This window comes from Pseudomonas putida (genome assembly GCF_016406145.1).
In the GTDB taxonomy this organism is placed as follows: domain Bacteria; phylum Pseudomonadota; class Gammaproteobacteria; order Pseudomonadales; family Pseudomonadaceae; genus Aquipseudomonas; species Aquipseudomonas putida_E.
Map to the genome: position 1 here is coordinate 5,478,936 of NZ_CP066306.1, position 14,434 is coordinate 5,493,369.

Sequence of the window (14,434 nt, forward strand, 5' to 3'; positions counted from 1 at the left end):
ATTATGCCAGAAACGCCCAAAAAAAGTAGGCCCCTCCTGTCGTAACTGCCCTTTTGCGCAATTCGACAGGAGATTTCCCTGAAATTAAACGTTTCAGTGGCGAGTTTCTGACGCCGTGTCAGTGCCACCACCGGCAAACAGTTGTGCCACATCGCTGGCATCGAAGAAATAACGCTCGTTGCAGAACTGGCAATCGATCTCGACCTTGCCCCCGCACTCCTCAACCAGCTGCTTGGCATCCTGCTCGCCAAGACTGACCAGCGCATTGCCGGAACGTTCGCGCGAGCAGCTGCATTTGAAGCGCAGCGGCTGGATATCGAACAGGCGTACCGCGTCTTCATGATAGAGGCGGTGCAGCAAGGTTTCGTTGGCCTCGGCCCACTCCTGCGGCTTGAGGGTGTTGGCCAGGGCAATCACATGCTGCCAGCTGTCCTCGCGCTCTTCTTCGTCACGCTGGCGATCCACCGGCAACTGCTGCAGCAACAGGCCGCGAGCCTTGCCGCCTTCGGCGTTGAGCCAGAAGCGCGTGTTGAGCTGCTGAGACTGCACGAAGTAGTTGGTGAAGCACTCGGACAGGTTTTTGCCGTCGAGCTCGACGGTACCCTGGTAGCGCTGGCCTTTGACCGGGTCGATGGTCAGGGTCAGATGGCCGTCGGGCATCAGCTGAGCCAGGGTCGCGTCGGCTGCTATCTGGTCCGCTTCGTAACGCGCCATGCCGCGGATGTCGCGCTCGCCCGAGCACTCCACCATCAGCAGGGGGATGGGGCCAGCAGAACGCGCCTGCAGGATCAGCAGGCCGTCGAACTTCAGCGCGCCCACCAACAGCGAGGTAGCGGCCATCAGCTCACCGAGCAATGTGGCAACGGGCTGTGGGTATGCATGACGAGCCAACACCGCGGCGTAGCTGTCATAACGAGTGCCACCCACTCGCCGCGAATATCGCGGTCGTCGAAGATGAAACGTTGGGTGAAATCGGTATCCGGCAAATCGCTCATAGGTTTTGGCTATCTAGAAATGATGACAAAATGGTTACACGGGATGTCGAACACTCGCGAGTTCCCGTGACAGAGCGCTCACAAGGCGCTCCGATTCCTGATTGCAATAGAGGTATTTTATGGACAATCGACCACTGTTAAAAGCAAGGTGGTCTTGGGGCCCCTTGGCAGCCTGCACTTTGCTGCCCATCGCTCTACTGTGTTTCTGGTTATGGCCCTTTGGCCAGATCCTGTGCCTGACTTTCGACGAATGGCTGTTCCAAAGCCTCAATGCACCCCTGGCCGACAACACCACCTGGCGCTATATCTGGACCATCGGCAGCCTGCGCCCCTTCGACATCGTCGTTGGCCTGGTCCTTCTGGCCGTGCTGATTCGGGGCGACTGGGTGTTCAAAGCCAGCCAGGTGCGTGAAGCCTTCTTCGGCTTTTTGGTTACGCTGATCCTCTTAGTGGTGATTCGCGCGCTGTTTTCCAAGTGGGTAGATGCAATGGGCTGGCAGCATGACAGCCCATCAATGGTATTCACCAACGTTGTGCACCTGAGCGACTACTACCCGAACCTTGAGAAGGCATGGGAGCTGAAAGACCGTTCCAGCAACAGTTTCCCGGGCGACCACGCCTCGGTATTGCTGATCTGGGCCTTGTTCATGAGCCTGTTCAGCCGGCGCCTGGTCCAGCACCTCGTGATCTGGTGCCTGGCGTTGCTGTTCATGCTGCCGCGCCTGGTCGCAGGCGCGCACTGGGGGCAGGATGACTACATCGGTGGCTTGCTGATGGCAGTCCTAGCGTTGGGCTGGAGCTGCCATACGCCGCTGGCGGCCAAAGGTAGCGCATTGCTGGTGCGGTGGACGGCGCCTTTGTTTGCCCTCGCTGCCAGGCTACCGTTGGTCGGGCGCCTGGCGGTGGTCCGCTAGACGGCTGGGGCTGCTGCGCAGCCCCATTCAATCAAAATTGCCGTGCAGCTGGTGAATCTGCCGCCGCTGCTTCTTGTTCGGCCGGCCGTCGGTGGTCACGCCCATGGCCCCGGCCTTGCGCAGCTCGGCTGCCTGCTCGCGGCGGCGCACACTCTCCTCGGTTTCTGCATACAGGGCCTGCGCTTCAGGCGCGCCCCGGCGTACCACCGACAGCGCCTTGACTACCACGGTGCGCTCGTCGAAACCGGTACGCAGCACGAACTCATCACCCACCCGCGGCTCTTTACCGGGTTTGCAACGCTCGCCACGGCAATGCACCTTGCCACTCTCGATGGCGGCCTTGGCCAGCGCACGGGTCTTGTAGAACCGCGCCGCCCATAACCATTTGTCCAGGCGTACCTTGTCGTCTTCTTCCGCTTTGTGTGCCATCCCGTTGCCTCGAATTCTGTCTTTCATCGAACTGTACTACCGTAACTGACGGATGCAAAAAGTCCCCGCCGTGCTTACAGTTCACCACCTCATTCGCAGGGTGTGCTTCGTGAAGACATTTGACCATCTGACTGTAATCGGCCTGCGCGAGTGGGTCGCCTTGCCCGACCTCGGTGTGGCGGGCCTGCGCGCCAAGATCGATACCGGTGCCAGCACCTCCAGCCTGCATGCCACCGAGGTGGAGCCCTTCGAGCGCGACGGCCAGCCATGGGTGCGCTTTACGGCCCACCTGGGCTCGATCGTGCAATTGCGCCACCGCCGCTGCGAAGCCCCGCTGGTCACCATGAAGACCATCAAGAGCTCCAACGGCCATGCGCAGACCCGTTACGTGATCCGCACCTCGTTGGCGTTGGGCGATGGCGTCTGGGAGGTAGAGTTCACCCTGGCCTGCCGCAAGAACATGCGCTATCGCCTGCTGCTCGGCTCCAAGGCACTCATTCACGGCCAGTTGGTGGTCAACCCCGGGCTCAAGTACGTGCAAGACAAACCGGCCTACCCGGCCACCCTATCTCCTGTCACAGGTGCTGCATGAAGATCGCTGTGCTGTCGCGCAATCCGCGTCTGTATTCCACCCGCCGGCTGGTCGAAGCCGGCACTCAGCGTGGCCACGAAATGGTGGTGATCGACACCCTGCGGGCCTACATGAACATAGCCAGCCACAAGCCGCAGATCCATTACCGCGGCAAGCCGCTGGAGGGTTTCGATGCAGTGATCCCGCGCATCGGCGCCTCAGTGACGTTCTACGGATGCGCGGTGCTGCGCCAGTTCGAGATGATGGGCGTTTACCCGCTCAACGAGTCGGTGGCCATCGCCCGTTCGCGTGACAAGCTGCGTTCGTTGCAGTTGCTGTCCCGGCGCGGCATCGGCCTGCCCATTACCGGGTTCGCCCACTCGCCGGACGACATCCCCGACCTGATCCAGATGGTCAATGGCGCCCCGCTGGTCATCAAGGTGCTGGAGGGCACGCAAGGGATCGGCGTGGTGTTGTGCGAGACAACCCAAGCGGCCGAGTCAGTGATCGAAGCGTTCATGGGCCTGAAGCAGAACATCATGGTTCAGGAATACATCAAGGAGGCCGGCGGTGCCGATATCCGCTGCTTCGTGGTGGGCGACAAGGTGATTGCTTCGATGAAGCGCCAGGCCAAGCCAGGCGAGTTTCGCTCCAACCTGCATCGCGGCGGTGTGGCCAGCCTGATCAAGATCACGCCTGAAGAGCGGATAACCGCCATTCGTGCGGCCAAGGTGATGGGCCTGAGCGTGGCGGGGGTGGATATTCTGCGCTCCAACCACGGGCCGCTAGTGATGGAGGTGAACTCTTCACCGGGCCTGGAAGGTATCGAGGTGACAACCGGCAAGAACGTGGCCGGGATGATCATCGAGCATCTGGAGAAAAATGGCGGGCCGAATCAGACCCGAACCAAGGGCAAAGGCTGAGGGTTTGGGGCTGCCGTGCAGCCCCATCGCCGGCAAGCCGGCGATAGGGCCATCACTGACAGCGAAGGCTCAAACCGCATTACGCGGTAGCAAAAGCCCCAACGGCAACCTTACCCGCGCCTCGATCCCGCCCCCGGACCGGTTGCGCAACTCGACATTACCGCCATGCTGGGCGGCGATCCGCTTAACGATCGCCAGCCCCAACCCGGTGCCCTTGCCACCCCGCGCCCGGTCCCCACGAATGAACGGGTTGAAGATGGTCTCCAGCTCCGACTCATCGATCCCTGCCCCCCGGTCCAGCACGCTCAGCACCACATAAGGCGCGCTCTCGTCGCCCGACACATAGGCGGCCACCTCGACCCCCTTGCCCGCATGATGCAGCGCGTTACCGATCAGGTTGCCCAGCATGCGCTTGAGTGAAACCCTGCGCAGCGGGAATGGCGGAATAGGCTCCAGGCACAAACGCACACGCTCTTGCGGCTGGTTGTAGGGCGCCACCACCTCGCGCACCAGGTCGGCCAGGTCTACCTCCTCCAGCGGCTCGTCGCGGCCATCGCGAATGAAGGCCAGGAACTGGTCAAGAATCGCATCCATGTCCTCGATGTCGCGGACCATGTCGTCGCTCAGGTCGTTGTCACTGTTCAGCAAGGACAGCGACAGCCGCAGGCGCGTCAGTGGCGTGCGCAAATCGTGGGACACACCCGCCAGCATCAGCTCGCGCTCACGCCCGGCCTGCTCGACATCCTCGGCCATCTGGTTGAACGCGCGATACACCTCGGTCATTTCGCTCGGCGTATCACTGATCGGCAGACGTACACTGCGGCCCTGGCCCAACTGACGGGCAGCGAACACCAGACGCTTGAGCGGCTGGTTGAGCTGGCGCACGAAGATCCACGCCGAAGCGGTGGACAACAGGCCGATGGCCAGGAACCAGCCAAGTACGTTCCAGATTTTCTGGCCACGCAACGGGTGCGGATAAAGCGGCACTTTCAGCCAGCCCGGGCCGAGGCTCGGCGCGTTGACCCACAACGCAGGCGGTGCGTGGATGCGCAAGCGCACTTCGGTATCTTCGCCCAGCTCGGCCTGCATCTGCCGTTGATAGATTTCGCTGTAGGGCCAGTGCTGCTCGCCCTCCGGCACGCCGGAGCCGGTCACCCGGATCAGGCCTGCGGCTTCGGCAATCTTGTCGCGGTTTTCTTCATCGGCCGCCCAATAGGCGCGCAGCGTCAGCGCCACACCATGGCTGTACTGTCGATCGACCAGCACGTCCTCGTTCATCAGCAGGTAGACCAGGGTCAGCGCCTTGGAGAACAGGACAACGATCAGCACCAGCCACAGGGTACGGGCGAAGAAGCTTTGCGGGAACCAGACCGGAGTTTTCATCGAAGGCCAGGCTTCATTTGCTGGCGTTTCCGTCCGGTACGAAGACGTAACCTACGCCCCACACAGTCTGGATATACCGCGGTTTGGACGGGTCCGGCTCGATCATGCGGCGCAGGCGCGAAATCTGCACGTCGATCGAACGCTCCAGTGCATCCCACTCACGGCCACGGGCCAGGTTCATCAGCTTGTCGCGGGTCAACGGCTCACGGGCGTGCATGACCAGGGCCTTGAGCACGGCGAATTCACCGGTGGTGAGCATGTGCACTTCTTCACCACGCTTGAGTTCACGGGTGGCCAGCGACAGCTCGTAATCGCCGAAGGTGACCGACTCGTCCTCGCTGCCCGGGGCGCCCGGTACCGTAGGTGCCTGACGGCGCAGCACGGCCTTGACCCGCGCCATCAGCTCGTCCGGGTTGAACGGCTTGCCGAGGTAATCGTCAGCGCCCAGCTCAAGCCCCTTGATGCGGCTGAGTTCGTCACCCTTGGCGGTGAGCATGATGATCGGGATCTGGTTGTTCGACTGGCGCAGGCGCTTGCACGCGGACAAGCCATCCTCGCCCGGCAGCATCAGGTCGAGCACCACCAGGTTGAATACCTCGCGCTGCAGCAGGCGATCCATCTGTTCGGTGTTGGGCACCGCGCGGGCACGGTAGCCCTTGCTGGTGAAGAAACGTTCCAGCAGGCTGCTGAGCCCCGGATCGTCGTCGACGATGAGAATCTTGTCACCTTCAGCGGTGTTTGCGGTGCCGGTCATGAATAACTCCTCTGAGATCGCCGCGCATTATGGCGTAGCCATTGCCACGCGTGCCGTGAGCATTGTTAGCAGATTTTTCCCCCGGCGCCACTTCCCGGCCTCTGCGACTGGCCTGGCGCCATCACCGCAAGCCTTCTCCGATGGGTATAATGCGCGGCTTTCTCCAGCGCCGCCGGGCGGAACAAGCGCCTCGCAGCCCCCGTATTCACAATTGTCAGGTGGTTTACATGGACAGCATCAACAGCCGTATCGCCGAGGAACTGGGCGTACGCCCTCAGCAGGTCGAGGCGGCCGTGGGCCTGTTGGACGAAGGCTCTACCGTGCCCTTCATCGCCCGTTACCGCAAGGAAGTGACCGGTAGCCTGGACGACACCCAGTTGCGCCACCTGGAAGAGCGCCTGCGCTACCTGCGCGAGCTGGACGAGCGCCGTGCGAGCATCCTGTCCAGCATCGAGGAACAGGGCAAGCTGACCCCTGAGCTGGCCCGCGAGATCAAGCTGGCCGACACCAAGACCCGCCTCGAAGACCTTTACCTGCCGTACAAGCAAAAGCGCCGCACCAAGGGCCAGATCGCCCTGGAAGCCGGCCTGGGCGAGCTGGCCGACGGCCTGTTCAACGACCCGCAACTGGCGCCGGAAAGCGAAGCCGCGCGCTTCGTCGATGCCGACAAGGGTGTCGCCGACGTCAAGGCCGCCCTCGAAGGCGCCAAGTACATCCTCATGGAGCGCTTCGCCGAAGACGCTGCCCTGCTCGACAAGCTGCGCAACTTCCTCAAGCAGGAAGCGGTGCTCAGCGCCCGTGTGGTGGCGGGCAAAGAAGAGGAAGGCGCCAAGTTCCGCGATTATTTCGCCCATGACGAACTATTGCGCACTTGCCCGTCGCACCGTGCACTGGCCATTTTCCGCGGCCGTAACGAAGGCGTGCTGAGCGCATCGCTGAAGGTTGGCGAAGAGCTGCCGGGCACCCTGCACCCGTGCGAAATGATGATTGGCAGCCACTTCGGCGTGGAAAACCGCAACCGGCCGGCTGACAAGTGGCTGGGCGAGGTGGTGCGCTGGACCTGGAAGGTCAAGCTGTACACCCACCTGGAAACCGACCTGTTCGGTGAGTTGCGCGACAATGCCGAAAGCGAGGCGATCAACGTCTTCGCCCACAACCTGCACGACTTGCTGCTGGCCGCCCCGGCCGGCCCGCGTGCCACTCTGGGCTTCGACCCGGGCCTGCGTACCGGCTGCAAGGTCGCGGTGGTCGATGCCACCGGCAAGCTGCTGGACACGGCTACGGTCTATCCGCACGCACCGCGCAACGACTGGGACCGCACGATATCGGTACTGGCCGCACTTTGCGCCAAACACTCGGTGGAGCTGATTGCCATTGGCAACGGCACCGCCAGCCGCGAGAGCGACAAACTGATCGCCGAGCTGGTTAAAAAATACCCGGCGCTGAAGATCACCAAGATCATGGTCTCCGAAGCCGGTGCGTCGGTGTACTCGGCATCGGAGCTGGCTGCCCGTGAATTCCCTGACCTGGACGTGTCGATTCGTGGCGCCGTGTCGATTGCCCGCCGCCTGCAGGACCCGCTGGCAGAACTGGTGAAGATCGACCCCAAATCCATCGGTGTCGGCCAGTACCAGCACGATGTATCCCAGGTGAAGCTGGCACGCGGCCTGGACGCGGTGGTCGAGGACTGTGTGAACGCCGTGGGCGTGGACGTCAACACCGCTTCGGTCGCGCTGCTGACCCGCATCTCCGGCCTCAACGCTACCCTGGCGCAGAACATCGTCGCGCACCGCGACGCCAATGGCCCGTTCGCCACCCGTGCCGCACTCAAGAAGGTCAGCCGCCTGGGTGAGAAAACCTTCGAACAGGCCGCGGGCTTCCTGCGCGTAATGAACGGCGACAACCCGCTGGATGCCTCCGCCGTGCACCCCGAGGCCTACCCGCTGGTGAAACGCATCGCCGCCGACACCGGCCGTGACATCCGCTCGCTCATCGGCGACAGCGGCTTCCTCAAGCGCCTGGACCCAAAGCAGTTCACCGATGAAACCTTCGGCCTGCCCACCGTCACCGACATCCTCCAGGAACTGGACAAGCCCGGCCGTGACCCCCGTCCCGAGTTCAAGACCGCCACCTTCCAGGACGGCGTCGAAGACCTCAAGGACCTGGAGCCCGGCATGATTCTCGAAGGCGTGGTCACCAACGTCACCAACTTCGGCGCGTTCGTCGACATCGGCGTGCATCAGGACGGCCTGGTGCATATCTCGGCGCTGTCCGAGAAGTTCGTCAAGGACCCGCGCGAAGCGGTCAAGGCCGGTGACGTAGTCAAGGTCAAGGTCATGGAAGTGGACATCCCGCGCAAGCGTGTCGGCCTGTCCATGCGCATGAGCGATACCCCGGGCGAAAAAGTCGAAGGCAACCGTGGCGGCAACCGTGGCAATGGCGGCAACCGTCAGCAGCAGGCACCACGCCAGCGCGAAACCGCTAGCGCCGCCCCGGCGAACAACGCCATGGCTGCGCTCTTTGCCAACGCCAAGCAGTTGAAAAAGAAGTGATGGAGATCCCCAAAGAGCTCGTTGAAAGCGCCTACAGCCAGCTGCTGGGCTGCCGCCTGCAACGCCTTGACACGGGCGTGGCAGAGGTGGCACTGGCGCTTGAGCCGCACCTGCGCAACCGCGGCCAGAAGCTGCACGGCGGGGCCATTTTCAGCCTGGTGGACATCGCCATGGGCCTGGCCTGCTCGGCCAGCCATGGTTTCGACCAGCAGAGCGTGACCATCGAATGCAAGATCAACTACATGCGTGCGGTCGGTGACGGCGAGGTACTGTGCACAGCGCGGGTGCTGCACGCCGGGCGCCGCACCCTGGTGGTCGACGCCGACGTAGTCCAAGGCGACAAACTGGTCGCCAAAGCGCAGGGAACCTTCGCGGTTCTCTAGCTCACCAAACGGTATCTGCGGTATTTTGCGGCAGTGCGCTGGCACTGCCGTAACCGCGTAAACCAGGCGACAACGCCAGTTCCTTTCCTCCTACCCTTGTAGACCGTCAACTCTACCCCCATATTGGGGCGACTGATGCGTGAAGGAAACCATCTTGAGCGACCTCCTCAACCGCCGCCTGAGCCTGCTCGGCGCCAATCTCCCCCTGCTCAAGCAGTGCCTGCACGGTATTGAGCGTGAATGCCTGCGCGTCACCGACGAAGGTCGCCTGGCTCAGACCCCGCATCCGGAAAGCCTGGGTTCGGCGCTGACCAACGAGCAGATCACCACCGATTATTCCGAGTCGCTGCTGGAATTCATCACCCCGGCTCTGCCCGACCCGGCCCAGGTGCTGGAAAGCCTCGAGCAAACCCACCGCTTCGTCTACAGCAAGCTTGGCGACGAATTGCTGTGGAGCCCGTCGATGCCGTGCACACTCCCGGCCGAGGAGGACATCCCGATCGCCGAGTACGGGGCCTCGAACATCGGCAAGCTCAAGCACGTCTACCGCAAGGGCCTGGCCCTGCGCTACGGCCGCACCATGCAGTGCATCGCCGGCATCCACTACAACTTCTCGTTGCCTGAAGCGCTGTGGCCGCTGCTACGCGCCAGCGATGGCAACGAGCAGAGCGACCGCGACTACCAGTCGGCGGCGTACATTGCGCTGATCCGCAATTTCCGCCGTTACAGCTGGCTGCTGATGTACCTGTTCGGTGCCTCGCCAGCCCTGGACAAAGGCTTCCTGCGCGGCCGCCCGCACCAGCTCGAAGAGCTCGACGCCGAAACCCTGTACCTGCCCTACGCCACCAGCCTGCGCATGAGCGACCTGGGTTACCAGAGCAATGCTCAGGCCGGCCTCACTCCCTGCTACAACAACCTGGCCAGCTATACCGACAGCCTGCGCAAGGCGGTGGGCACGCCCTACCCGCCCTACGTCGAGATCGGCACGCACGTCGACGGCGAATGGGTGCAGTTGAACACCAACATCCTGCAGATCGAGAACGAGTACTACTCGAACATCCGCCCCAAGCGTGTCACCTACACCGGCGAGCGGCCGATCCAGGCCCTGACCTCACGCGGCGTACAGTATGTCGAGGTACGCTGCCTGGACATCAACCCGTTCCTGCCGGTAGGCATCGACCTGACCGAGGCGCGCTTCCTCGATGCGTTCCTGCTGTTCTGTGCCCTGGAAGACAGCCCGCTGCTGGACAATGGCGAATGCGGCCAGTGCACCGACAACTTCCTGACCGTAGTCAAGGAAGGCCGTCGCCCAGGCCTTGAGCTGCGCCGTGACGGGCACCCGATCGAGCTGAAAGCCTGGGCCAGCGACTTGCTTGGGCGCATCGGCCAGCTGGCTGAGCTGCTCGATCGCGCCCAGGGCGGCGACGAACATGCCAAAGCCCTGGCCGCACAGCAGGCCAAAGTCGACGACGCTTCGCTGACGCCATCGGCCCAAGTGCTTGCGCGCATGGGCGAGCATGAGGAAAGCTTCATCCAGTTCTCTCTGCGCCAGAGCCGCCTGCACGCTGAAACGTTCCGTGAACAACCGCTGCCCACAGAACGCCAGCAAGCCTACGAGACCCTCGCCCGCAATTCGCTGGCCGAGCAGTCGCGCCTAGAGCAGGAAGAGGTCGGCGACTTCGACCTGTTCGTCGGCGCCTATCAGGCCAGCATCCTGGCGATCAGCAACTGATGACCCGCAGCACCACCCCGCGCAAGCCGCGCGCCAGCAGCCAGGCCAGGATCGCGGCGATCCTGGCGGCGGCGCGCGAGCTGTTGGCCGAGCAAGGGGTGGCAGCATTGTCGATCTACAGCGTGGCCGAACGGGCGCAGATTCCACCCTCGTCGGTGTATCACTTCTTTGCCAGCGTGCCGGCACTGCTCGAAGCGCTGACGGCCGATGTGCACCGGGCTTTTCGCGAGGCGTTGAGCGCACCGATAGACAGCAGCGCGCTTGGCACCTGGCATGAGCTTTCACGGTTGATCGAACAGCGCATGCTCGACATCTACAACGAGGATGCTGCAGCGCGTCAGCTGATCCTGGCCCAGCATGGCCTGAGCGAAGTGGTGCAGGCGGACCGGCAGCACGACATGGAGCTGGGTGAGTTGATGCACAAACTGTTCGACCAGCATTTCCGGTTGCCGGTAATGCCTGCGGACGTGGATGTGTTTGCACTGGCCATGGAGTTGAGCGACCGGGTGTATGCGCGCTCGGTACAGTTGCACGAGGCGATTACCCCGCGCATGGCCGAGGAAGGCAAGCGGGTGTTCGAGGCGTACCTGGGCTTGTACCTGCCGCCGTTTCTTACTAAACGCTGATCTTGCTGGGGCCGCCCTGCGGCCCTTTCGCGACACAAGGCCGCTCCTACAGGAAATCGCGTTCCCCTGTAGGAGCGGCCTTGTGTCGCGAAAGGGCTGCAAAGCAGCCCCAAATGCCCACATCACAGCTTGGCGATGGACACTTCAGTCGATTTCACAAAAGCGATCACTTCACTGCCCACCTGCAGTTCCAGCTCCTTCACAGAGCGGGTGGTGATCACCGAGGTGACGATGCCGGAGGCGGTCTGCACATCGATTTCCGACAATACCGGGCCTTCGAGGATTTCTTTCACGGTGCCTTTGAACTGGTTGCGGACGTTGATGGCTTTGATAGTCATGATGTGCTTCCTTCTCTATGGCTTCAGTCTGGTAAGTGAGTCATTCAGTGCGCCCAACGCAGTTGCGTGGGCAGAGGGGCTACAGGGTCCGGCTCGGGCGCAGTGCCCGGGGCCGACAGAACACGGTTGAGCACTTCGCTTTCCAGCGCGGCCAGACGGTGCGAACCACGCACCCTTGGCCGTGCCAGATCGACGTTGAGGTCCAGGCCGACTGCGCCGTCCTCGATAAGGATCACCCGGTCGGCCACGGCAATGGCTTCGTTGACGTCATGGGTGACCAGCAGCACGGTGAAGCCGTGCTGACGCCACAGGCGTTCGATCAGGTGCTGCATCTCGATACGGGTCAGGGCATCCAGCGCACCCAGCGGCTCGTCCAGCAGCAGCAGGCGTGGCTGATGAATCAGCGCCCGGGCCAGGGCCACGCGCTGCTTCTGGCCACCCGAGAGCGCTGCCGGCCATTCATTGGCGCGGTCAGCCAGGCCAACCGCCTCCAGTGCTTCCAGCGCACGGGGGCGCCAGTGGCCGGACAGGCCCAGGCCGACGTTGTCGATCACCTTTTTCCAAGGCAGCAGGCGAGCGTCCTGGAACATCAGGCGGGTATCTTCGCGGGCCTCGGCCAGCGGTGCGGCACCGGCCAGAAGCTCACCGGCGCCGGGCTGGTCGAGCCCGGCCAGCAGGCGCAGCAAGGTGCTCTTGCCACAGCCGCTGCGCCCGACGATGGCAACGAACTGGCCGGCCGGAATGTGCAGGTCGATACCACGCAACACTTCACGCTGGCCAAAGGTCTTGCGCAGGCCATTGGCGGCCAGCGGGATACCCCGCAACAAGCGCGGCGGCTGTTCCTTGAGAATGGTCATGCGCCCTCCTTCCTGGCGACTTGGTAGGCCGGGTGCCAGCGCAACCAGACACGTTCCAGGCCACGGGCGGCGAGGTCGGCGAGCTTGCCGAGCACGGCATACAGGACGATGGCCAGGACAACCACGTCGGTCTGCAGGAATTCACGGGCATTCATTGCCAGGTAACCGATACCGGCGTTGGCCGAAATGGTTTCGGCAACGATAAGGGTCAGCCACATGAAGCCCAGGGCAAAGCGCACACCGACCAGGATCGAGGGCAGCGCACCCGGCAGGATCACCTGGCGGAACAGGCCGAAGCCGGACAGGCCATAGCTGCGGGCCATTTCCACCAGCGCCGGGTCGACGTTGCGGATACCGTGATAGGTGTTCAGGTAGATCGGGAACAGCGTGCCCAGCGCGACCAGGAAGATCTTTGCCGACTCGTCGATACCGAACCACAGGATCACCAGCGGGATCAGCGCCAGATGCGGCACGTTGCGGATCATCTGCACCGAGCTGTCGAGCAGGCGTTCGCCCCAGTTCGACAAGCCTGTGATGAAGCCCAGCACCAGCCCAATGCTGCCACCGATCAGAAAGCCCAGGCCGGCACGCCAGCCGCTGATGGCCAGGTGCGTCCAGATTTCACCGCTGCGTACCAGCTCGACACCGGCGCTGACTACGGCGCTGGGTGCAGGCAGGATGCGCGTCGACAACCAGCCAGCACTGACCGCCAGCTGCCAGACAGCCAACAGCAGTACCGGCAGCGCCCACGGCGCCAGGCGCTGGGTCAGAGTGGAGGACGTTGCACGACTCATGGCTGCGCCCTCAGCTCTGCGACACGGACTTGGGCAGGATGTCGTTGGCCACCATCTCGCCGAACGGGCTCACGTAGCCACCGGTCTGCGGTTGCTCCGGGCGCTGCACGTCCAAGTGCGGGAACAGCAGCTCGGCAACGCGGTAGGACTCTTCCAGGTGTGGGTAACCTGAGAAGATGAAGGTATCTATCCCCAGGTCTGCGTATTCCTTGACCCGCGCTGCGACAGTCGGGCCATCACCGACCAGCGCGGTACCGGCGCCACCGCGTACCAGGCCGACACCCGCCCACAGGTTGGGGCTGACTTCGAGGTTGTCACGGTTGCCGCCATGCAATGCGGCCATGCGTTGCTGGCCCACCGAGTCGAAGCGCGCCAGCGAGGCCTGGGCCCGGGCGATGGTGTCGTCGTCCAGGTGCGAAATCAGGCGGTCTGCCGCGGCCCAGGCTTCGTCGTTGGTTTCCCGCACGATCACATGCAGACGGATACCAAAGCGTACTTCGCGACCTTGCGCGGCAGCCTTCTCCCGCACCTGAGCGATTTTCTCGGCAACAGCGGCTGGTGGCTCGCCCCAGGTCAGGTACAGCTCAACCTGCTCGGCAGCAAGATCCTGGGCGGCTTCGGACGAGCCACCGAAATACAGAGGCGGGCGTGGTTGCTGAATGGGCGGATAGAGCAGCTTGGCGCCCTTCACCTGGATGTGCTTGCCTTGGTAGTCGACGTTCTCGCCCTCCAGCACCTTGCGCCAGATACGCGTGAACTCGACCGAGGCTTCGTAGCGCTCCTGGTGGTTCAGGTGCAGGCCATCACCGGCCAGCTCGTCGGGGTCGCCACCGGTGACCAGGTTGAACAGCGCCCGGCCGTTGGACAGGCGGTCCAGGGTTGCCGCCTGGCGCGCCGCGACCGTCGGCGAAATGATGCCTGGACGCAGGGCAACCAGGAATTTCAGATGCTGGGTCACCGGGATCAGCGATGCTGCCACCAACCAGGAATCCTCGCAGGAGCGCCCGGTAGGGATCAGCACACCACCAAAGCCGAGACGGTCGGCGGCCTGGGCAATCTGTTGCAGGTAACCGTGATCGACCGCACGGGCACCCTCGGATGTGCCCAGGTACTTGCCGTCACCGTGGGTCGGGAGGAACCAGAAAATGTTAAGGCTCATTGGAGTTGTCTCCTTAAAGGTGGC

At 63.1% G+C, this 14,434-nt stretch carries 14 protein-coding genes and 1 pseudogene; 7 read left to right on the forward strand and 8 right to left on the reverse strand.

Annotation, left to right across the window (positions count from 1 at the left end; translation table 11 throughout):
* Positions 1-93 precede the first annotated feature (93 nt).
* Positions 94-995: pseudogene (gene hslO / locus JET17_RS25305) on the reverse strand (Hsp33 family molecular chaperone HslO).
* A gap of 119 nt (positions 996-1,114) precedes the next feature.
* On the opposite strand from hslO, the gene JET17_RS25310 reads away from it, so the two are divergent.
* A complete protein-coding gene (locus JET17_RS25310) occupies positions 1,115-1,909 on the forward strand; it encodes a phosphatase PAP2 family protein (RefSeq protein WP_012316718.1) in 795 nt (264 codons plus the stop codon).
* A gap of 27 nt (positions 1,910-1,936) precedes the next feature.
* On the opposite strand, the gene JET17_RS25315 is transcribed toward JET17_RS25310, so the two are convergent.
* Positions 1,937-2,338: an RNA-binding S4 domain-containing protein gene (locus JET17_RS25315; protein ID WP_012316719.1), complete on the reverse strand. Its 402-nt coding sequence runs from the start codon at positions 2,336-2,338 to the stop codon at positions 1,937-1,939.
* A gap of 109 nt (positions 2,339-2,447) precedes the next feature.
* Here JET17_RS25315 and JET17_RS25320 point away from each other — a divergent pair, with 109 nt between their 5' ends.
* Both JET17_RS25320 and rimK read left to right on the forward strand, forming a co-directional pair.
* Complete coding sequence (locus JET17_RS25320; RefSeq protein WP_039603122.1) at positions 2,448-2,930, forward strand: ATP-dependent zinc protease; 483 nt, start codon at positions 2,448-2,450, stop codon at positions 2,928-2,930.
* Entirely contained in the window at positions 2,927-3,832 is a 906-nt protein-coding gene (gene rimK, locus JET17_RS25325) for a 30S ribosomal protein S6--L-glutamate ligase (RefSeq protein ID WP_012316721.1), read from the forward strand. The genes JET17_RS25320 and rimK overlap by 4 nt, the downstream gene beginning before the upstream one ends.
* Positions 3,833-3,901: 69 nt before the next feature.
* Here rimK and JET17_RS25330 read toward each other — a convergent pair whose 3' ends face one another.
* The gene (locus JET17_RS25330) at positions 3,902-5,215 is read right to left on the reverse strand and encodes an ATP-binding protein (RefSeq protein ID WP_012316722.1); all 1,314 of its coding nucleotides are present in this window, start codon (positions 5,213-5,215) and stop codon (positions 3,902-3,904) included.
* A gap of 13 nt (positions 5,216-5,228) precedes the next feature.
* Complete coding sequence (ompR, locus tag JET17_RS25335) at positions 5,229-5,969, reverse strand: two-component system response regulator OmpR (protein ID WP_012316723.1); 741 nt, start codon at positions 5,967-5,969, stop codon at positions 5,229-5,231.
* Between the two features lie 227 nt (positions 5,970-6,196).
* Here ompR and JET17_RS25340 point away from each other — a divergent pair, with 227 nt between their 5' ends.
* From JET17_RS25340 to JET17_RS25355, 4 genes are all read left to right on the forward strand, one after another.
* Entirely contained in the window at positions 6,197-8,521 is a 2,325-nt protein-coding gene (locus JET17_RS25340) for a Tex family protein (protein ID WP_012316724.1), read from the forward strand.
* The gene (locus tag JET17_RS25345; protein ID WP_012316725.1) at positions 8,521-8,904 is read left to right on the forward strand and encodes a PaaI family thioesterase; all 384 of its coding nucleotides are present in this window, start codon (positions 8,521-8,523) and stop codon (positions 8,902-8,904) included. Before JET17_RS25340 ends, JET17_RS25345 begins: the two co-directional genes overlap by 1 nt.
* Before the next feature lie 154 nt (positions 8,905-9,058).
* Complete coding sequence (gene gshA, locus JET17_RS25350) at positions 9,059-10,636, forward strand: glutamate--cysteine ligase (RefSeq protein ID WP_012316726.1); 1,578 nt, start codon at positions 9,059-9,061, stop codon at positions 10,634-10,636.
* A complete protein-coding gene (locus tag JET17_RS25355; RefSeq protein WP_012316727.1) occupies positions 10,636-11,262 on the forward strand; it encodes a TetR/AcrR family transcriptional regulator in 627 nt (208 codons plus the stop codon). The genes gshA and JET17_RS25355 overlap by 1 nt, the downstream gene beginning before the upstream one ends.
* Before the next feature lie 122 nt (positions 11,263-11,384).
* Here JET17_RS25355 and JET17_RS25360 read toward each other — a convergent pair whose 3' ends face one another.
* Genes JET17_RS25360 through ssuD form a run of 4 tightly spaced genes read right to left on the reverse strand, consistent with a single transcriptional unit; the run spans position 11,385 to position 14,410 of the window.
* Entirely contained in the window at positions 11,385-11,600 is a 216-nt protein-coding gene (locus JET17_RS25360) for a TOBE domain-containing protein (protein ID WP_008095172.1), read from the reverse strand.
* 44 nt (positions 11,601-11,644) lie between these two features.
* Positions 11,645-12,457, reverse strand: coding sequence for an aliphatic sulfonates ABC transporter ATP-binding protein (ssuB, locus tag JET17_RS25365; protein WP_012316728.1), 813 nt, complete (start codon positions 12,455-12,457; stop codon positions 11,645-11,647).
* The gene (gene ssuC / locus JET17_RS25370; protein ID WP_012316729.1) at positions 12,454-13,251 is read right to left on the reverse strand and encodes an aliphatic sulfonate ABC transporter permease SsuC; all 798 of its coding nucleotides are present in this window, start codon (positions 13,249-13,251) and stop codon (positions 12,454-12,456) included. Before ssuC ends, ssuB begins: the two co-directional genes overlap by 4 nt.
* Positions 13,252-13,261: 10 nt before the next feature.
* On the reverse strand, positions 13,262-14,410 hold the full coding sequence (ssuD, locus tag JET17_RS25375) for an FMNH2-dependent alkanesulfonate monooxygenase (RefSeq protein WP_012316730.1): 1,149 nt from the start codon (positions 14,408-14,410) through the stop codon (positions 13,262-13,264).
* Between the last annotated feature and the right edge of the window lie 24 nt (positions 14,411-14,434).